Consider the following 19167-nt stretch of genomic DNA (forward strand, 5'->3'; position numbering starts at 1 on the left):
GGTGGACAAAAGCAAAGAGTTGCCATAGCAGGAATCCTTGCCATGAGTCCAAAATATATTATTTTAGACGAGCCAACTGCCATGCTTGACCCTAGTGGAAGGCACGAAGTTATTGATACTCTTGTGAAGTTAAATAAGGAAGAAAATAAAACTATTATCCTAATCACTCACTACATGGAAGAAGCAGCAATCAGCGACAGAGTTGTAGTTATGGAAGATGGAAATATTGTCCTAAGTGGAAAGCCTAGGGAAGTATTTTCTCATGTTGATGAAATAAAAAAATTGGGACTGGATGTACCACAAGTTACAGAACTGGCACATGAGCTTAAAAAAGATGGTATTGAAATTTCTACAGAAGTTTTAAATATCCAAGAAATGGTGAAGGAAATATGTCACTTATAGAGATAAAAAATTTAACACATATTTATAGTGAGGGCCTTCCCTTTGAGAAGAAGGCAATTGATGATATAAATTTAAAAATTGAAGAAAATGAATTTATTGGTCTCATTGGTCACACAGGCTCTGGCAAATCAACTTTTATTCAACACTTAAATGGACTTTTAAAGCCAAGCAGTGGAGAAATAATTGTGGATGGAATGAAGGTAGACAAGTCCAGCTCAAACTTAACTGAGCTGAGGAAAAAAATTGGACTTGTATTTCAATACCCAGAGTACCAACTTTTCGAAGAGACCATAGAGAGAGACATTGCCTTTGGACCAGGTAATTTAGATTTATCTGAAGAAGAAGTCCTAAGAAGAGTAAGGTCTTCCATGGATTCGGTGGGACTTGACTACGAAACTTATAAGGACAAGTCGCCCTTTGAACTTTCTGGTGGACTAAAGAGAAGAGTCGCCATAGCAGGAGTCCTTGCCATGGAGCCAAAGGTTTTAATATTAGACGAGCCAACGGCAGGACTTGACCCAAGAGGTCGTGACGAAATCCTTAGTGAAATAAAAAGTATTCACGAAAAAAGGAAGATCACTGTAATTTTAGTTTCTCACTCCATGGAAGATGTGGCAAAAATTGCTGAGAGAATTATTGTAATGGACAAGGGAAAAGTATTTTTAGACTCAAATCCAAGAGAAATTTTTAGAAATGAAGACAAACTTCTATCAGTTGGACTTGGCATCCCTCAAATAACTTCCCTTATGAGAGCTTTAAAGAAAAAGGGATTAGATATTAACGAAGATTCAATAACGGTGGAAGAAGCTAAGGACTCTTTGATAAAATATTTTAGAGGTGTTTCTCATGTTTAAAGATATAACAATTGGACAGTATTTTCCAGGAGAAACCCTAGTTCATAAATACGACCCAAAGCTAAAGATGCTTACCATGATACTTTTCATTGCATCTCTGTTTTTTATCTCTTCAGTATTTATGTATTTGCCAGTGGTAATTTATTTGCTACTTATTATCTATGCAGCAAAACTACCTATGGGTTTAGTCCTTCGCGGGCTTAAACCACTTAAATGGATAATACTGGTTACTTTCATAATAAATTTATTTTTCTCACCAGGTGAAGCAAAATACACATTTGGAATTTTGAAAATTTCACAAGAAGGAATTGACCTTGCAGTATTTATGGGCATAAGACTTATACTTTTAGTTCTTGGCACATCACTACTTACTTATACAACATCGCCAATTGAACTTACAGATGGAATTGAGTCTCTTCTTAGACCCTTTAGAAAAATTGGAGTTCCAAGTCACGAAATCGCCATGATGATGACAATTGCCCTTAGGTTTATTCCAACTCTAATCGAAGAAACAGACAAAATTATGAAGGCACAAATGGCAAGAGGAGCAGATTTTGAATCGGGAAATATAGTGAAGCGTGCAAAAAATTTAGTGCCCCTACTTGTTCCCCTCTTTATAAATTCCTTTAGAAGGGCAGAAGAACTTGCCACAGCCATGGAAGCAAGATGCTACAGGGGTGGAGATGGCAGGACAAAAATGAATGCATCAAAAATTGTGAAAAAAGATGTAATTATTTTTGTGGGCAATTTAATATTTTTTGCAGCAATAATTTTGGTTTCAAAACTATGAATATACTGATAAAAATAACTTATGACGGCACTAACTTTCACGGATTTCAAATTCAACCTGATGAGAGAACTGTGGAAGGCGAACTAAATAAGGGTCTTGCCAAAACCTTAAAGGAAGAAGTAAAAGTTTTTTATGCAGGCAGAACTGACAGGGGAGTTCACGCCCTTGGTCAGTATGCAAATTTTTATTCAGACACCACAATTGACATTGGAAATCTTCCAAAAGTTATAAACTTTAACTTGCCTGAAGATGTTTCAGTTGTCGGTGCAAAAATTGTGCCAGATGATTTTCACGCCAGATATGATGCAAAGTTAAAAAAATATCGCTACGTAATTCACAGATCTCGCTATAGAAATGCCTTACTTTTAAATAGGGCCTATGAATATCCCTATGAAGTGGACCCAGAGAGAATGAGAAAGGCTCTCTCATACTTAATTGGCGAGCACGACTTCAACTCCTTTATGGGTAAGGGAGCTGTAGTAAAAGATTCCATAAGGACAATAGATAGGATTGATGTAATAGAAGATGGCGACTTTTTGTATCTGGACTTTGTGGCAAAGGCCTTCTTAAAAAATATGATAAGAATAGTAATTGGAACTGCCCTTGAAATAGGACGAGGACAGAGAGAAATTGAATACATGAAAGAAGCCTTGGAAAAGAAAAAGAGAAAGGCTTCAGGACCAACAGCACCAGCCTGCGGACTATACTTAGTAGATGTTAAGTATTAGCTCTCGGGCTTTTTTCTTGCATAAAAACCTTGATTCGGCAAAAATTTCAAGAAAAAATTTATTTTTAAAAGTGCGGCAAAGTGCAATAAATTGATAATATAAAAAGTATTTGGTATAATTATTTTAGTTAATTTGGAGGTGTAATAGTGGATAATAAATATCTTGTTAATGGTAATGAGGCAGATGGTAAAGTTAAGATTTCTGAAGATGTTATCGCTACAGTTGCATCAGTTGCAGCTGAAAGTGTTGATGGCGTTGTTAAAGTTGGATCAAACTTCAAGTCTCAAGTTACTGACATTTTAAATACAAAAAACTTCAATAAGGGCGTAAGAGTTAATATTGGAGAAAGAGAAACTATTGTAGATGTATATATTACTATTGAGTACGGAATTAAAATCGTTGAGCTTTCTGAAAAGGTGCAAGCACAAGTTAAGGAAGCTATTGAAAATATGACAGACTTTGATGTTGTGGAAGTGAATGTGCACATTTCAGGCATAGCTTTAAAAAATTCTGAAAAGACGATTGTAAAATGAGTAGAAAGAAAGCAAGAATAGGTGCCATGCAGGCACTCTTTTCTATGGACATAAACAACGATTTTTCTCTTGACAATTTGAATTTATTTATGGAAAATAATCACTTCCTAGGCGATGAAGCTGATTACATTAATAGAGTTGTGCCAGATATTTTGGATAAGCTCGAAAGTGTGGATGAGACAATCGAAAAGAACTTAAAGGGCTGGACTATGGCTAGGCTTGCCAAGGTGGATAGGCAAATTTTAAGAATTGCTGTCTATGAATTTTTGTACAAAGATGACATTCCACCAGAAGTTTCTATTAACGAAGCTGTTGAAATTGCAAGGCTCTATAGTTCTGATGATGCGCCTAAATTTATAAACGGAATTTTGGGAACTATTTATAGGAGTTTTTAATTTGGCAAAGGCTGCTTTTAATGTAAGTGAACTTAATAATTACATCAAAAAGCTAATCTCAATGGACTACATCTTGAGGGATATTAACATCACTGGCGAGGTCACGAATTTAAATGTGCATAGTAATGGCAATATTTATTTTTCTCTAAAGGACAAGTTTGCAAGAATTGATGCAATGGCAAGTCAGGATGATATAAATATTAAATTATCTGACGGTGCCAAGGTCATGGCTAAGGGCACTGTCACTTATTATGAGAGAAGTGGCAGGATTTTTTTATATGCCAGTGAAATTGAGCTTGATGGCAGGGGAAATCTCTACCAAAAATACTTGGAATTAAAGAAAAAACTTTCTGAGGAAGGTCTTTTTGATCCTTCTCACAAGAAAAAAATCAAAAAATATCCATCTTCTATTGGATTAATCACGTCTACAAGTGGCGCTGCCATAAAAGATGTTATAAATCTCTTTAGAAAGAGAAATAAAAATTGTGATATTTTTGTTTTTCCAAGTTTAGTTCAAGGTGATGCGGCAAGTGAAAACTTAATTCGCGGCATAAAATATTTTAATGAAAAAAAGATAGTTGACACAATAATTATTGCTCGTGGTGGCGGAAGTTTTGAGGACTTATTTGTCTTTAATGACGAGAGCCTTGCCAGAGAAATTTTTGCGTCAAAAATTCCTATTATTTCTGCCGTTGGTCACGAAATCGACTACACTATATGCGATTTTGTATCAGATTTAAGGGCGGCAACGCCAACAAATGCAGCTGAATTAGCGACTCTAAGTGAAGATGAAATTGTCGACTATCTTTCAAAAAAGAAAGATGAGCTCAATAATTTAATAGAGAGAAGGCTAAGTGTCAGTCACTTGAAGTTACTTTCTCTATACAAAAATATTTCTCTAAAAAATCAAGTTTATAAGATGAATTCTATGACGAGAGACCTACTTTATAAGGGAACTTTATTAAATAATTCCATGGAAAAAATTTTGCAGGACCATGCTTATGATCTTCAAAAGAAAAAGTTTTACTTGCAGAATTTTAAGTTAAATAAGTCCAAGGAAATCGAAAATTATTCCTACAGGCTTAATAATATTTCAGTGAAATTATCTTCCAAAATCAGCAAAAATAGGGAAAATTTGAACTTTAACAAAAAACTTTTAGCTTATCATTTTTATTCACGCATCAAAGATGAATTTGACAAGTTTAAATCCTATGAAAAGTTTATTTTGGACTACGATTTAGATAATAGATTAAAAAATGAATGGGAAAGGCTAAATTTTTTAAGGGTAAGATTAAATTCAGCCTTTGATAAGATTAATAAAATAGAAATACTTACAGAAGATGGATTAGAGTTAAAATCTGCCAAGGATGCAAGGCTTGGAGAAATTATTTCTCTAAAATTCAAGGATGGTAATGTTAAATCCAAGGTTCAAGAAGTGGAAATGAGGGATTAAATGCAAAGAGATTACGAAAGTTCTTTTAGGGAGCTTGAAAAAATTATAAAGGAACTTGAGTCTAAGGACATTAGTCTCGAAGATTCCATAAAAAAGTACGAAGAAGGCATTGAACTTTACAAGTATCTTAACAATACTCTAAAGGCATACGAAGGCAAAATTAAAACTATTGCAGAAGAAAATTCTGAATTTATTGAGGACAAGAAAGATGACAGATACAGATAATTTATTAGAAAAATTTAAAAATTATTTGAGCTCACTACTTGAATACGACGACAGTCCACAACATAAGGTAATTGATTCTATGAAATATTCACTTTTTTCTGGTGGAAAGAGAATTAGACCTATGCTAACTCTTTTGACTTACAGTGAGTTTTCAAGTGAAGAGGATTCCTTTGATAAAATTCTTCCCTTTGCTGCTGCAATTGAGATGATACATACTTATTCTCTAATTCACGACGATCTTCCAGCTATGGATAATGACGATTTTAGAAGAGAAAAGCCAACTAATCACAAGGTTTATACTGAAGGAATTGCCATTTTGGCAGGGGACGGACTTCTAAATATGTCCATGGAAATTCTTCTTAGACATATTGAAAATCTTGAAGACAAAGACGACCTAAAAAGAGCAATAAGGGCAATGAAATACATCTATAATGCCACTGGCGTAAATGGAATGATTGGCGGACAAACTATTGACATAGATTTTAAGGTGGCTGATTATAACGAGGACATCTGCGAAAATATGTACAAGCTAAAGACAGGTGCTCTAATAAAGGCATCTGTAGTTGTAGGTGGCATAATAGCAGGAGTTGAAGCAGACAACATCACTAAACTTTCAAAGTTTGGTGAAAATATTGGTCTTGCTTATCAATATGAAGACGACCTACTTGATGAGGACAAGGATCCTGACAGTGGCGAAATAAATATGCTTTTCTTCAAGGAAAAAGAGGATTTAAAAAATGAAATTGTGGACCTTACTAATTCTTCCTATGAAGCACTTGAAGGGCTTGAGCTTAAAGACAATTTACTAAAAAGTTTTGTTGCAAAACTAATAAATAGGAGCAGATAATGGCTAAAAAACGCGCAGATGTTTTATTAGTTGAAAAGGGCTTAATTGATTCAAGAGAAAAAGCCAAGAGATTAATAATGGAAGGCAAGGTTTTTATTGGCACTGAAAGAGTGGAAAAGCCAGGCATGCAATTAAAGGATGATGCCAAAGTCTACATCAAGGGCTTAGAGGACAGCTTTGTGTCAAGGGGTGGTCACAAGCTTGAAAAGATGATTGACGATTATGACATAGACCTAGAGGGTGCTGTCTGCGTTGACATAGGCGCCTCAACTGGAGGCTTCACTCACTGCATGCTAAAACATGGGGCCAAAAAAGTTTATGCCATTGATGTGGGTTACAATCAGCTTGACTATAGGCTTAGGATGGATGATAGGGTAGTCTCTCTTGAGAGAACTAATATTAGATATTTTGACACTACACTGATTTCAGAGGAAGTTGATTTTATTTCCATAGATGTTTCCTTTATTTCCCTTGAATTAGTCCTTCCCGTTGCAAAAGAAATTTGTGGCGAAAAGGGAAAAATTGTTGCACTTATTAAGCCTCAATTTGAAGCAGGAAAAGGCAAAGTTGGCAAGGGCGGCATAGTAAGGGACAAAAAAGTACATATTGAAGTTATTGAAAAGATAATAGGTCTTGCTAGGGACTTGGATTTAAATATTCTTGCTCTCACAAATTCTCCAATTAAGGGCACAAGTGGCAACATTGAATTTTTAATTTACTTGTCAAATTCTGAAGAGTCTAGTGAAAATTTTGATGCAAGTGATATTGTAAATAGGGCTTATGAAAGTTTAAATGATTAGGTGAAATATGCTTTTAGAGTTAAATATCGAGAATTTTGCAATAATTGAAAATATGAAAATTGAGTTTGAAAGTGGTTTAAATGTTTTAACTGGAGAAACAGGCTCTGGTAAGTCAATTATCATAGACTCCCTTGGTCTTGTCCTTGGTCAAAGAGTAAATAAGGATATTATAAAAAAGGGAAAGGACAGAGCTTTTATTGAAGCAGTCTTTTCTTCTTATGACGAGGAGACTAAAGACCTTTTGTCTCAATATGGAATTGATTCAGGAGATTTAATTGTCATTTCCAAGGAAATAAGAGACAAGGGGCCATCAATTACGAGGATTAACAACAGAACTATAACTTCTCAAATTCTATCAAAAATTTCAAGTCATCTCATTGATATTTTTGCCCAACATGAGTCAATTTCACTTATGGACAACAAAAATCAGCTAAAATTAATTGATGATTTTTCTGGAAAGGCTCAAAAAGATTTACTCTTGAAGCTAAGAGATCTTGTTCAAGAGATAAATTTTTTAAAAGATGAATACCAAGAAAAGACTCTCCTCGAAAAAAATAAGGATAGGGAAATGGATTTATTGTCCTATCAAATAAAAGAAATCGAAGATGCAGGCTTAACTGATTACGATGACGAAGAACTTTACGATGATTTTAACGCCCTAAACAACATGACTGACACCCTAATAAAATTATCTCAGGCAAAGTCACTTATAAATGACGGCTACGAAAGTGCCTCTGCCGAAGATATTTTAGACAAGATAATAGGCAATATTGTTGATGTTACAAAGTACAATAAGGACTTAAAGTCAACAGAAGAAGAACTTGAGGACATTAGGTACAGGCTATCTGACATTGCAAAGGACCTTGATAGGATTATAAATTCAAGCGAAGTTGACGAGGAAAAACTCAAATATTTAAAGGAGAGAATTGACCTTGTTAATAATTTAAAACTAAAATACGGAAACAATGTCAATAAGATAAATTCTTTCTATGATGAAATAAAGGAAAGACTTTTATTTTTGCAAAACTTTGAAGATAATTTGCAAAAACTTTTAAATAAAATAAAAAATTTAGAAGATGAGGCTTTAAAACTTGCAGGAGAAATTAGCGAAAACAGAAAGAAAACTGCAAGAGTTTTAGAGAAAAAAGTAGAAGAAGAGATTAACAAGTTAAATATTAAGGGTGCAAAATTCAAAATTGATATAAGTGACAAAGACCTTTCCCTTGATGGAATTGATAAAATTGAATTTTTAATTGCACCGAACTTAGGTCAAGACTTAATGCCTATGTCAAGGGTTGCATCTGGCGGTGAAATGAGTAGAATTATGCTGGGCTTTAAGAGCATCATTGCTGAGAAAGACAACATCCCTACTCTGGTTTTTGATGAAATTGATACGGGTATTAGTGGCAAGACTGCACAAATTGTGGGCAACAAGATAAAAGAACTTGCAAGGGACAGGCAAGTTATAGTAATATCTCACTTGCCACAAATTGTTGCACTGGCAGACACACATTTTGCTATAAAAAAAGATGTGGTTAATAACAGCACAATTTCTACAATTGACAAGTTAAATTATGATGAGAGAGTGGAAGAAGTTGCAAGATTAATTGGCGGAATGAATGTAAGTGAAGTTGCAATAGAAACTGCAAAGGAAATGATTGGTGATTAAATGGCAAATTCAAATTATGTAGAGAGAACTATGAAATCCACAAAGATTTTTGACGGCAAAGTCTTACAACTAAGAGTTGACACAGTTGAGATGGAGGGTCAAAAGTACACTAAAAGAGAAATTGTGGAGAGACAGCCTGCTGTTGGCATAATTGCTATAACAGAAGATGACGAGATTATCCTTATAAAACAATACAGAAAGGCAATTGACAAAGAAATTTATGAAATTCCTGCAGGCATGGTGGACTTTGGAGAAGAACCACAAAAGGCAGCTCTTCGTGAATTAAAGGAAGAGACTGGCTATGATGCAGAAAAATCTGAATATCTTTTAGAAACTTATTCTTCTCCTGGCTTTACTAATGAAAAATTATTTATTTTCTACGCTGGTGGACTTACAGAAGGAGACCAAGATCTTGACGAGTTTGAGCACCTAAGTGTGGAAAAAGTAAAATTCGAGGAAGCTTTAAAACTTATAAGTTTTGGCGAAATAACTGACTCAAAATCTGTGGCAGGAATTTTATTCTACAATAATTTTAGGAGGAAAAATGGATAAGACTATTAAATATATAAGAGAAAAAACAAAGCTTGAACCTGAAATTGGAATTGTCCTTGGATCAGGACTTGGCGACTTTGCAGATTCAATTGAAGATAAAGTTGAAATAGCCTACAAAGATATTCCTGGCTTTCCAGTTTCCACAGTTAAGGGTCACGATGGCAAGTTAATTTTTGGAAAAATAAATTCAAAAAATGTCTGCCTAATGAAGGGCAGAATTCACTTTTACGAAGGCTATGACATGTCTGATGTTGTCTATCCTATAAGAGTCCTTGCAGATTTGGGAGTGAAGACTTTAATTTTAACTAACGCTGCAGGTGGAGTAAACACTGATTTTAATCCAGCAGACCTAATGATAATAACAGACCACATAAATTTAATGGGCAAAAATCCATTAATAGGTCCTAATGACGAGGATCTAGGTCCAAGATTTCCTGACATGACTGACCTTTACACGCCAGAACTTGTTGATCTTGCAGAAAATTCTGCAAAAAAACTTGGCATTGATATAAGAAAGGGTGTCTACATGTACTTTACTGGACCATCTTATGAGACAGCAGCAGAAGTTAGGATGGCTAGAATACTTGGAGCAGATGCTGTTGGCATGAGTACAGTGCCTGAAGCAATTGTTGCAAGACATAGGGGACTTAAGATTTTAGGAATCTCAACTATCACTAATATGAGTACGGGCATTCTCGAAACGCCACTTGACCACGCAGAAGTTGTTGAAGTGGGAAATCTTGTTGCCGGAAAATTTAAAGAACTTTTAAATGAAATCATTGAGGAGATTTGATGAATTTTTTAGATATTATTCAAAAGAAAAAGGAAAACAAAGCCTTAAGTGAAGAAGAAATAAAATTTTTTATAGAAAATTATGTAAAGGGAGAAATTCCTGACTACCAAGTTTCAGCTTTTTTGATGGCAGTTTATTTTAACAAGTTAAATTTAGATGAAACTTATTACCTTACAAAGGCAATGATAGATTCTGGTGACCGCGTTGACTTGTCTGAAGTGCCAGGTTCTAAGGTTGACAAGCACTCAACTGGTGGCGTTGGCGATACAGTTACCCTTGTCCTTGGACCACTACTTGCATCAGTGGGTCTTGTCTTTGCCAAGATGAGTGGCAGGGGACTTGGACACACTGGCGGAACTCTAGACAAGCTTGAGTCAATCCCAGGATTTAATATAAATATTGGCGGCAAAGAATTTGTTGAAATTTTAAAAAAATCAAATATAGCAGTAATTGGTCAGACAGAAAATATTGTGCCTGCAGATAAACTTTTGTATGCCTTAAGAGATGCAACGGCAACTGTTGACAATGTAAGTTTAATTGCATCATCCATTCTTTCAAAGAAGATTGCTCTAGGAACAGACGGTCTTGTTTTAGATGTAAAAGTAGGCAGTGGAGCCTTTATGAAGGATGTGCCATCAGCTGTTGAACTATCAGAACTCATGGTAAATCTTGGCAAAAAATTTGGCAGAAACACTAAGGCAATAATAACAAGCATGAACGAGCCTCTTGGCGATGCCATAGGAAACAGTCTAGAAGTTATTGAAGCTATAAATATTTTAAAGGGCAAAAAATCTGGTCATCTTAAGGAAATTGCACTGAGAATTGGCTCTAAGCTGATGATCATGGAAGGCCTGGCAAAAACTGAAGCTGAGGCAAGAAAAGTTCTTGAAGGGAAAATTTCTGACGGCTCTGCAATAGAAAAGTTCAAGGAAATGGTTGAACTCCAAGGCGGAGATCCATCATACATTGATAACACAGATAAATTTAAAAAGTCATCAATAATAAAAGACATCACATCAGAAGAAACAGGCTTTGTAAAAGCCATTGAAGCAATTGAAATTGGCATTGCATCAAGAGATCTTGGAGCTGGCAGACACAAGAAGGGCGATGTCCTTGATTTAAGTGCAGGAATTTACCTTCACAAAAAAGTTGGTGACTTCGTGGAAAAGGGCGAAAAAATTGCCACAATTTACACTGAAAAGGAAAATGAAGTAGCAGGCGCTATAGAAAGAATTAAAGCTGCCTATGCTTTTTCTGACAAGAGGGAAGATTATAAATTAATTATAGAAGAGATTGATTGAAATGAATAAATTAGATATAGCATCTATTGCAATAAATATTATTGCACTTATGATTGCCATTATTCCACATGAGATAGCCCACGGCTATGTTGCCTATCTATGTGGAGACACAACTGCAAAGGACGACGGAAGACTTAGCTTAAACCCACTTAATCACATTGACCCTGTGGGTTTAATTTCTATGATTATTTTTAGGTTTGGTTGGGCAAAGGCTGTGCCAATTAACCCCTATAGGTTTAAGGGCAACAGAAAAATCGCCTCACTTTTAGTTTCCCTTGCAGGTGTTTTTACTAATTTTGTTCTTGGTTTCATTTCAGGAATTATTTTAGTTTACTTAAACTACAAGTCATCCTTTTTGACACCACTTTTCACATCAATTTTTTGGTACAACATTATGCTTGGTGTATTTAATCTTGTGCCCCTTCCACCCCTTGATGGGTCAAAGGTCTTGGCAACACTTTTGCCAGAAAAGTTGGAATATAAATTTTATAAGTACGAAAAATATTTTTACTTTGTCCTTGTAATAATGATTTTTTCTGGCTTTGTAGATAAATTTATTGCGCCAATTATTGAAAGTATTTTAAGTGGAATTATTTACTTGGGAATCAAGCTATGGAATACAATATTGTTTTAAAAACTTATGAAGGTCCAATGGATCTTCTTTTAGATTTAATAAAAGAAAATGAAATAGATATTTACGACATTCCAATTTTTAAAATCACTGAAGAATTTTTAAAATACATTGAAAATATGAAGAAGCTAAACCTCACTCTCACTTCTGATTTTATTTTAATGGCATCTACTCTATTGGAGATAAAATCAAAAATGCTCCTTCCAAAAAAAGAAGCCTTAGATGACGAAGAAGTGGAAGAAGATCCAAGGCTTGACCTGGTTGAAAGTCTTTTGGAATACAAAAAGTACAAAGAGGCTTCAGAGATTTTAAAAATTCAAGAGGAATATGAGTCAAAATCCTTTTACAAGCTAAGGACAGAAATATTTTCTATGAGCGAAATGGATTTTTTAAAGGATTCCAATGTGGAGAAACTTTCCCTTGCCTTTTTCAATATTTTGAAGAACTACAAGGACAAGGAAGTTGTTGGCATTGAAAGAGAATATTTTAAAGTTGAGGACGCATCGAGAAAGATTAAGCAAGCTTTAAAGAAAAATAAAAAGATAAAATTCAGCCAACTTTTAGAGGACATTGTCTATAAGGTTGACGCCATAACTTATTTTTTGGGAATGCTTGAACTAATTAAGAACCAGTACATCGTCGCAAATCAAAGTGACAATTTTGCAGATATTTTAATTGAAGAAAGAGAATACCATGGACAAGAACAAACTCAAATCAATAATTGAATCAATACTTTTTATTTGGGGCGACCCCATTAGCCTAGAGGACCTTGCAAGTACCCTTGAACTTAGAAAGGACTATACAAGGGAAATCCTCATGGAGATGAAGGAAAATTATAAAAATGAAACTTCAGGACTAAGGCTAAGAGAAGTGGACGGCAAGTTTCAACTTGGCACTAAGCAAGAGAATGAACCCTATCTTAAAAATTTAATTAAAGAAAAAAATGAAAAAAATCTTTCCAAGCCTGCCCTTGAAACTCTTTCCATTATTGCCTACAAGCAACCAGTGACAAAAGTTGAAGTAGAAGAACTAAGAGGAGTCAACTGTGACAGCACAATCAAAGGTCTTCTTGATTTTAATTTAATAGAAATTTCTGGCAAGCTTGACAGGATTGGTCATCCAAATTTATACAGCACAACTGATAAGTTTTTGCAAAAGTTTGGCATGAAAAATTTGGAAGACCTGCCTGACTTAAAGGAATTAGAGGAGGAATCTAATTGAGATTACAAAAATATATGGCTCACTGCGGAGCTGCATCGAGAAGAAAGTGTGAAGAATACATTAAGGAAGGTCTTGTAAAAGTCAACGACAAAATTGTCACAGAGCTTGGCACAAAAATTGACCCTAATGTGGATAGAGTTTACTTAAATGGCAAGAGGCTAACACTTGAAAACAAAAAAGTTTATATGATTTTAAATAAGCCCATTGGCGTTGTAACCAGTGCCAATGATGAAAAGGATAGGCAAACTGTAACTGACCTTGTGCCAGACGACTACAGAGTTTATCCTGTGGGAAGACTTGACATTGACACCACAGGCTTAGTCCTTCTCACAAATGACGGCGAGCTTGCAAATATTTTAATGCATCCAAGATATAAAATTGGCAAAAAATATATTGTAACTGTGGAAGGCACACCTAATGCCCATGAACTTTCTCTTTTAAGGGCAGGACTTGATATTAGAGACTTAAAGACTTCTCCTGCAAATGTTAGAATTTTAAAAAATTTTAAGCAAGATTCAATTTTAGAAATAGAAATTTTTGAGGGACAAAATCATCAAGTTAAGAGGATGTTTGACTACATTGGTCACAGTGTAAAAAAACTAAAGAGAATTTCCATGGGAGAGATTGAACTCCTTGACCTTGAAGTTGGAAATTACAGATACTTAAATGAAAAAGAAATCAAGTATTTAAAGGGATTAAAATGATTGTAAAGGAAAAATATTTTGAGATAGTTGACGAAATTCTATCTCATAATTTTTTAGGCAAAATCGCTGTGGATGCCACTGTGGGAAAGGGCAAGGACAGCTTAAAACTTTTAGAGGCAGTGGGAGATGAGGGCTTCCTTTATGGCTTTGACCTGCAAGAAGAAGCTCTTGACGCTGCAAATAAGCTTTTAAAGGATTATAAAAATTATAAATTATTTTTGGATAGCCACGAAAATATTGATAAAATAGAAAAATTTGACCTAGTAATTTATAATCTTGGATACCTTCCTGGTTCAGATAAAAAAATTACAACATTAAAAGATTCAACTATTTCATCACTTAAAAAAGCCACAGAAAAAATTTCTGAAGGCGGAATAATTATTGTGGTTTCCTATTTAGGTCATGAAAATTCTCTTGAAGAAAGACTTGGAGTAGATGATTTTTTAAAAAATCTCGACCAAAAGAAATTTAAGGTTGAAAAGAGAGAATTTTACAATCAAAAGCACAATCCACCTATTGTTTATTTAGTGGAAAAGAAGGTAGAGAGATGAAAGTTGCAATAATTGGAGGAGGGCCTGCTGGGATGATGTGTGCCATTAAGGCTGCAGAAAATCACCAGGTTACCATCTTCGAAAAAAATGAAAAATTGGGCAAAAAATTATTTATTACGGGCAAGGGAAGATGCAATCTCACAAATTATTGCGACGAGAGAGAATTTTTGAAAAATATTGTAAATAATTCTAGCTTTATGTACTCATCAATTTATTCTTTTTCACCCTTTACTACTTATTATTACTTTGAAGAACTGGGTCTTCCCCTTAAAGTTGAAAGAGGTAATAGAATTTTTCCTGCTAGCGACAAGTCCTCTGATGTCATAAGAGCCTATGAAAAAAAATTAAAAGCCTTGGGCGTAAAAATAAATTTAAATTATGAAGTGACTTCCATAGAAAAAGTTGACGGAAAGTTTATTATAAATGGAAGAGAAAATTTTGATAAAGTCGTAATTGCAAGTGGTGGCATATCCTACAAGCTCACTGGGTCTACTGGCGATGGCTATAAGTTTGCAAAAGATTTTGGCCACAAGGTCATAGACCAAGTGCCGGGACTCATTGGCATAAATTTAAAAAATAATTTTTCTTTGGCAGGACTAACTTTAAAAAATGTTGAATTAAAAATCCTAAAGGATAAAAAAATTCTTTCAAGAGAATTTGGCGAAATGCTCTTTACTCATAGGGGCATTAGCGGTCCAATTGTCCTAACAACTTCAAGTAAAATAAATAGATTAAAAGATTTTGAAATCTACTTGGACTTAAAGCCAGCCCTTGATCCTGAAAAGCTTGATGCGAGAATTTTAAGAGACTTTCACGAAAATCAAAATAAAAACTTAGAAAATGTAATGAAGTCACTTTTGCCAAGAGATTTAATTATTTATGTCCTTGAAAGTGCAGGCATATCTGGAGACAAAAAGGTAAATCAAATTACAAAAGAAGACCGAGAAAGTTTAGTAAGAACTATTAAAAACTTTAGCTTAAAATTTGATTCATTGGATGATATTGACAGAGCCATAGTAACAAGTGGGGGTGTAGATGTAAAAGACATAGACCCCAAGACTATGGAGTCAAAAAAAGTTAAGGGACTTTATTTTATTGGAGAAGTCCTTGACCTTGACGGACTAACTGGTGGATTTAACATTCAAATTGCAAATTCAACAGGGTATTCTTGCGGAATCAATTTGTAAAGTCTATTCCTTTACTTATTTTTGAAAATAAAATATAATGAGATTAATCACTACTATGGATTGTAGTGATTTTTTTGGAGGTAAAAATGAAAATTGCAATAGATGGACCAGCAGGCTCTGGCAAAAGTTCCATAGCAAAGGAAATAGCAAATAGACTTGAGATTTTATATATAGACACAGGTGCCATGTACCGCGCCATAACTCTTAAACTTTTAAGGGCAGATGAAAGTGACTACGAAAAAATTTTAAAAGAAACAAAAATAGATTTTGATGACGATAAAATATTTTTAGATGGAAGAGATGTGTCTAAGGAAATTAGGGAAAATGAAATTTCTAACAAAACTTCTGAATTTTCTAAGAAAAAAATTATTAGAGATTACCTGGTAAAGATGCAAAGAGAAATTGCCAAGGACAGAGATGTTGTCATGGAAGGAAGAGACATTGGCTCAGTGGTTTTAAAGGATGCTGAATACAAATTTTTCCTAACAGCTGATGTAGAGACTCGCGCCATGAGAAGGTACAAGCAACTTGACGACGACAGCCTAAACTTTGAGGATGTCCTTGCCGACTTAAAGGTAAGAGACTACAATGACTCTCACAGAGAAAATTCTCCCCTCATAAAGACTGATGATGCCATTTTAATTGACAGCACAGACTTAAATGCTGAAGAAACTATAGAAAAAATTATTTCATACATTAAAAGGTGACTTATGTTTTACAAATTTGTACAAGTTTTTATTGGATTTTTTGTAAAAATTATTTATAGAATTGAAGTTCTTGGAATAGAAAATATTCCTGTGGAAGACAAAAGACTAATAGTATGTGGAAATCATAAGAGCAACCTTGATCCAGTGACACTTTCTGCAATTTTCCCAAGACAAATTCATTGGATGGCAAAAAAAGAACTATTTCAATATAAAATTCTAGGCGGTTTTTTGAATAAAATGGGAGCCTTTCCCGTTGACAGAAATAATAATGATTTAAAGGCAGTAAAGACTGCCCTAAAAATTTTGAAAAATGAAGATGTTCTTGGGATTTTTCCAGAGGCAACTAGGGTTAGTGAAATTGACTACACAAGAATAAAATCAGGCGTGGCATTAATTGCCCAAAAAACTAATTCAGAAATCCTTCCAGTTTTTATAGAGGGCGACTACAAGCCCTTTAGAAAAAATAGAATTTATTTTAGAAAGCCAGTAAAAATTAATAAAGAAATAAAGTATTCAAATGAAGAATTAGAAAATATTTCTCAGGACATAATGAGAAGGGTCTATGGTGATGAGATAAAATGGAAATTATTGTAGCAGATGTAAGTGGCTTTTGTGGAGGAGTAAAAAGAGCCGTAAAGATGGCATTTGATAGTGCTAAAGAGGGCGTCTACTCCTATGGCGACTTAGTCCACAACGAATTTGTGGTAAAGGAGCTAGAAGATAGGGGCGTAAAAAAAATTGATGACCCTCATGTCCATGATTCAAAGGTAATTATAAGAAGTCATGGAGTCCACAAAAAGATTTTAGATGAACTGATAGAAAACGATAATGAGATAATAAATTGCGTGTGTCCTAAAGTAGAAAAAGTTTATAATATAGTAGATAATTTCTATAAAAAAGGTTATAATATAGTAATTATCGGGAATTATAATCACCCTGAAGTTATAGGGATTAATTCCAGATGCAATGACTCTGCAACTATTATTTCTAACTTGGAAGATATAAAAATTCCAGAGGGAAAGATTGTGGTTGTATCACAAACTACAAATAATGTAGAATTTTTTGAAAATGCAATAAATATTATAAAAGATATTTCAAAAGATGAAGTTTTAGTTTATAATACTATATGTAATGCAACTTTCAAGAGACAAGAGAGTATTAGGGATTTATCCAAAAAAGTTGACGCTGTGATTGTACTTGGCGGCAAAAAATCTTCTAATACAAAAAAACTTGCAGAGATTGCAAAATTAAATTGTAAAAATGTATTTTTAATTCAGTCTATTAAAGACATTGATTTAAATATATTTAAAAAATTTAATAAAATAGGTATTACCGCCGGAGCATCCACACCGGATTCGGTAATCAAGGAGGCTGTTTGTAGGATGGAAAATTTTGACAAAGGTGAGATGATGGAAGCCATTGATAATTCTTTCAAAAGAATTAGAAAGGGCGAAGTAGTAACTGGAGAAGTTTTATATATAACTGATTCAGAAGTAATGGTGAATCTTGGATACAGATCAGATGGTATCATTTCAAAAGATGAACTAGCAGGAGGACCAGATGTTAATCCTCAAGATCTTTATGAACAAGGTCAAGAAATTGATGTATATGTTCTAAAGATGGATGATGGAGATGGCAATGTTGTTCTTTCAACAAAAAGAGTTGCTGATATGAAGATTTGGGATGAAGTTGAAGAACTTTATAACAACAAAGAAAATATCACAGTAACTGTAAAGAACCAAGTAAAGGGTGGTTTAACTGCAGATTACAGAGGATTAAATGTATTTATCCCAGCATCTCATGTTTCTGTTAGATTCCAAAAAGATTTAAGCAAATTCATTGGAGAAGAATTCGAAACTGAAATTATCGATTTTGATAAGAGAAAGAAGAGAATTGTTGTATCCAGAAAGAATGTACTTCAAGAAGAATTAGACAAAGTTCGTGACGAAGTATATGACAAGCTTAAAGAAGGAGACATTATCGAAGGAACTGTACAAAGACTAACTAACTTTGGTGCCTTTGTAGACGTTGGAGGAGTAGATGGACTTATCCATATCTCTGAACTTTCTTGGAACAGAGTAAAGCACCCTTCAGATGTTGTAGCACCTGGAGATCTAGTAAAGGTACAAGTTCTAAATGTTGATAAAGAAAAAAATAGAATTGCACTTGGATTAAAACAAACTATGGAAAAACCATGGGATGTATTCACAAGTGAAGTTAAAGTTGGTGATGTAGTTAAGGGTAAAGTAGTTAACCTTCTTGACTTTGGTGCCTTCGTAAGACTTGAACAAGGCGTTGATGGACTTCTTCATGTATCTCAAATTTCAAGAGAACATGTTGAAAAACCACAAGATAAACTTTCTATTGGCGAAGAAGTTACAGTTAAAGTAACTGATATTGATGAAGAAAATCAAAAGATTTCTCTTTCTATCAAGGCTCTAATTGAACCAGAAGAAAAAGAAGAATCTGAAGAAGCTAAACCAAGAGAAAGAAAACCTAGAAGAGAAAGAAAACCAGCTCCAAAGAGAGAAAAGAAAATTGAAGAACCAAAACAAGATGACTTCAATATGACTATTGGAGAAATGCTAGGACTTAACTTCGCTGATGCAGAATTAGATTCTGAAATTATTGAAGATGAAAAAGAAATCGCTGCTTCAGAAGAAGCAGAAGCAACAGAAGAAGCAGAAGCAACAGAAGCTGTTGAAGAAACAGAAGTAGCTGAAGAAGCAAAAGAAGAATCTGAAGAATCAACTGAAGAATAATAATAAATCAAATTTGAGAGAGACTTGTCTCTCTCTTTTTTTTTTAACTAATATGATAATAG

General features: G+C 34.3%; 23 protein-coding genes. All 23 read left to right on the forward strand.

The window, feature by feature from the left end; translation table 11 throughout:
* A partial coding sequence (locus tag HMPREF2801_RS06285; protein WP_148130085.1) for an ATP-binding cassette domain-containing protein occupies positions 1 to 402 on the forward strand: 402 nt, incomplete at its 5' end.
* Positions 390 to 1256: an energy-coupling factor transporter ATPase gene (locus HMPREF2801_RS06290; RefSeq protein WP_070611220.1), complete on the forward strand. Its 867-nt coding sequence runs from the start codon at positions 390 to 392 to the stop codon at positions 1254 to 1256. The genes HMPREF2801_RS06285 and HMPREF2801_RS06290, both read left to right, overlap by 13 nt.
* A complete protein-coding gene (locus HMPREF2801_RS06295; RefSeq protein ID WP_070611221.1) occupies positions 1249 to 2046 on the forward strand; it encodes an energy-coupling factor transporter transmembrane component T family protein in 798 nt (265 codons plus the stop codon). The genes HMPREF2801_RS06290 and HMPREF2801_RS06295 overlap by 8 nt, the downstream gene beginning before the upstream one ends.
* Positions 2043 to 2774, forward strand: coding sequence for a tRNA pseudouridine(38-40) synthase TruA (gene truA, locus HMPREF2801_RS06300; RefSeq protein ID WP_070611222.1), 732 nt, complete (start codon positions 2043 to 2045; stop codon positions 2772 to 2774). The genes HMPREF2801_RS06295 and truA overlap by 4 nt, the downstream gene beginning before the upstream one ends.
* Before the next feature lie 146 nt (positions 2775 to 2920).
* Entirely contained in the window at positions 2921 to 3307 is a 387-nt protein-coding gene (locus tag HMPREF2801_RS06305; RefSeq protein WP_070611223.1) for an Asp23/Gls24 family envelope stress response protein, read from the forward strand.
* Positions 3304 to 3702 (forward strand): transcription antitermination factor NusB, encoded by a 399-nt coding sequence (gene nusB / locus HMPREF2801_RS06310; RefSeq protein ID WP_070611224.1) that lies wholly within the window; start codon positions 3304 to 3306, stop codon positions 3700 to 3702. The genes HMPREF2801_RS06305 and nusB overlap by 4 nt, the downstream gene beginning before the upstream one ends.
* A gap of 1 nt (position 3703) precedes the next feature.
* Complete coding sequence (xseA, locus tag HMPREF2801_RS06315; RefSeq protein ID WP_083303720.1) at positions 3704 to 5155, forward strand: exodeoxyribonuclease VII large subunit; 1452 nt, start codon at positions 3704 to 3706, stop codon at positions 5153 to 5155.
* The gene (gene xseB, locus HMPREF2801_RS06320; RefSeq protein WP_019124819.1) at positions 5156 to 5380 is read left to right on the forward strand and encodes an exodeoxyribonuclease VII small subunit; all 225 of its coding nucleotides are present in this window, start codon (positions 5156 to 5158) and stop codon (positions 5378 to 5380) included.
* Entirely contained in the window at positions 5364 to 6227 is an 864-nt protein-coding gene (locus HMPREF2801_RS06325; RefSeq protein WP_070611225.1) for a polyprenyl synthetase family protein, read from the forward strand. The genes xseB and HMPREF2801_RS06325 overlap by 17 nt, the downstream gene beginning before the upstream one ends.
* Complete coding sequence (locus tag HMPREF2801_RS06330; protein WP_070611226.1) at positions 6227 to 7027, forward strand: TlyA family RNA methyltransferase; 801 nt, start codon at positions 6227 to 6229, stop codon at positions 7025 to 7027. Before HMPREF2801_RS06325 ends, HMPREF2801_RS06330 begins: the two co-directional genes overlap by 1 nt.
* A 7-nt stretch (positions 7028 to 7034) precedes the next feature.
* A complete protein-coding gene (gene recN, locus HMPREF2801_RS06335) occupies positions 7035 to 8696 on the forward strand; it encodes a DNA repair protein RecN (protein WP_070611227.1) in 1662 nt (553 codons plus the stop codon).
* Entirely contained in the window at positions 8697 to 9248 is a 552-nt protein-coding gene (locus HMPREF2801_RS06340; protein ID WP_070611228.1) for an NUDIX hydrolase, read from the forward strand. It begins immediately after the preceding gene.
* A complete protein-coding gene (locus HMPREF2801_RS06345; RefSeq protein ID WP_070611229.1) occupies positions 9241 to 10041 on the forward strand; it encodes a purine-nucleoside phosphorylase in 801 nt (266 codons plus the stop codon). Before HMPREF2801_RS06340 ends, HMPREF2801_RS06345 begins: the two co-directional genes overlap by 8 nt.
* A complete protein-coding gene (locus HMPREF2801_RS06350; RefSeq protein WP_070611230.1) occupies positions 10041 to 11342 on the forward strand; it encodes a thymidine phosphorylase in 1302 nt (433 codons plus the stop codon). The genes HMPREF2801_RS06345 and HMPREF2801_RS06350 overlap by 1 nt, the downstream gene beginning before the upstream one ends.
* Position 11343: 1 nt before the next feature.
* Positions 11344 to 11976: a site-2 protease family protein gene (locus tag HMPREF2801_RS06355; protein ID WP_070611231.1), complete on the forward strand. Its 633-nt coding sequence runs from the start codon at positions 11344 to 11346 to the stop codon at positions 11974 to 11976.
* Complete coding sequence (locus tag HMPREF2801_RS06360; protein WP_070611232.1) at positions 11955 to 12698, forward strand: segregation and condensation protein A; 744 nt, start codon at positions 11955 to 11957, stop codon at positions 12696 to 12698. The genes HMPREF2801_RS06355 and HMPREF2801_RS06360 overlap by 22 nt, the downstream gene beginning before the upstream one ends.
* Complete coding sequence (gene scpB, locus HMPREF2801_RS06365) at positions 12667 to 13194, forward strand: SMC-Scp complex subunit ScpB (protein ID WP_019124810.1); 528 nt, start codon at positions 12667 to 12669, stop codon at positions 13192 to 13194. Before HMPREF2801_RS06360 ends, scpB begins: the two co-directional genes overlap by 32 nt.
* Positions 13191 to 13898 carry a pseudouridine synthase gene (locus HMPREF2801_RS06370; protein WP_070611233.1) on the forward strand — a complete coding sequence of 236 codons (708 nt, stop codon included), beginning with the start codon at positions 13191 to 13193 and terminating at the stop codon, positions 13896 to 13898. Before scpB ends, HMPREF2801_RS06370 begins: the two co-directional genes overlap by 4 nt.
* A complete protein-coding gene (locus tag HMPREF2801_RS06375) occupies positions 13895 to 14449 on the forward strand; it encodes a tRNA 5-(aminomethyl)-2-thiouridylate-methyltransferase MnmM (RefSeq protein ID WP_070611234.1) in 555 nt (184 codons plus the stop codon). Before HMPREF2801_RS06370 ends, HMPREF2801_RS06375 begins: the two co-directional genes overlap by 4 nt.
* On the forward strand, positions 14446 to 15636 hold the full coding sequence (locus tag HMPREF2801_RS06380) for a BaiN/RdsA family NAD(P)/FAD-dependent oxidoreductase (protein ID WP_070611235.1): 1191 nt from the start codon (positions 14446 to 14448) through the stop codon (positions 15634 to 15636). The genes HMPREF2801_RS06375 and HMPREF2801_RS06380 overlap by 4 nt, the downstream gene beginning before the upstream one ends.
* 86 nt (positions 15637 to 15722) lie before the next feature.
* The gene (cmk, locus tag HMPREF2801_RS06385; protein ID WP_070611236.1) at positions 15723 to 16343 is read left to right on the forward strand and encodes a (d)CMP kinase; all 621 of its coding nucleotides are present in this window, start codon (positions 15723 to 15725) and stop codon (positions 16341 to 16343) included.
* Between the two features lie 3 nt (positions 16344 to 16346).
* A complete protein-coding gene (locus HMPREF2801_RS06390; RefSeq protein WP_070611237.1) occupies positions 16347 to 16937 on the forward strand; it encodes a lysophospholipid acyltransferase family protein in 591 nt (196 codons plus the stop codon).
* Positions 16922 to 19105 carry a bifunctional 4-hydroxy-3-methylbut-2-enyl diphosphate reductase/30S ribosomal protein S1 gene (locus HMPREF2801_RS06395; RefSeq protein ID WP_070611238.1) on the forward strand — a complete coding sequence of 728 codons (2184 nt, stop codon included), beginning with the start codon at positions 16922 to 16924 and terminating at the stop codon, positions 19103 to 19105. Before HMPREF2801_RS06390 ends, HMPREF2801_RS06395 begins: the two co-directional genes overlap by 16 nt.
* Positions 19106 to 19167 lie beyond the last annotated feature (62 nt).

The sequence above is a fragment of the Peptoniphilus sp. HMSC062D09 genome (assembly GCF_001811425.1).
Taxonomy (GTDB): Bacteria; Bacillota; Clostridia; order Tissierellales; family Peptoniphilaceae; genus Peptoniphilus_A.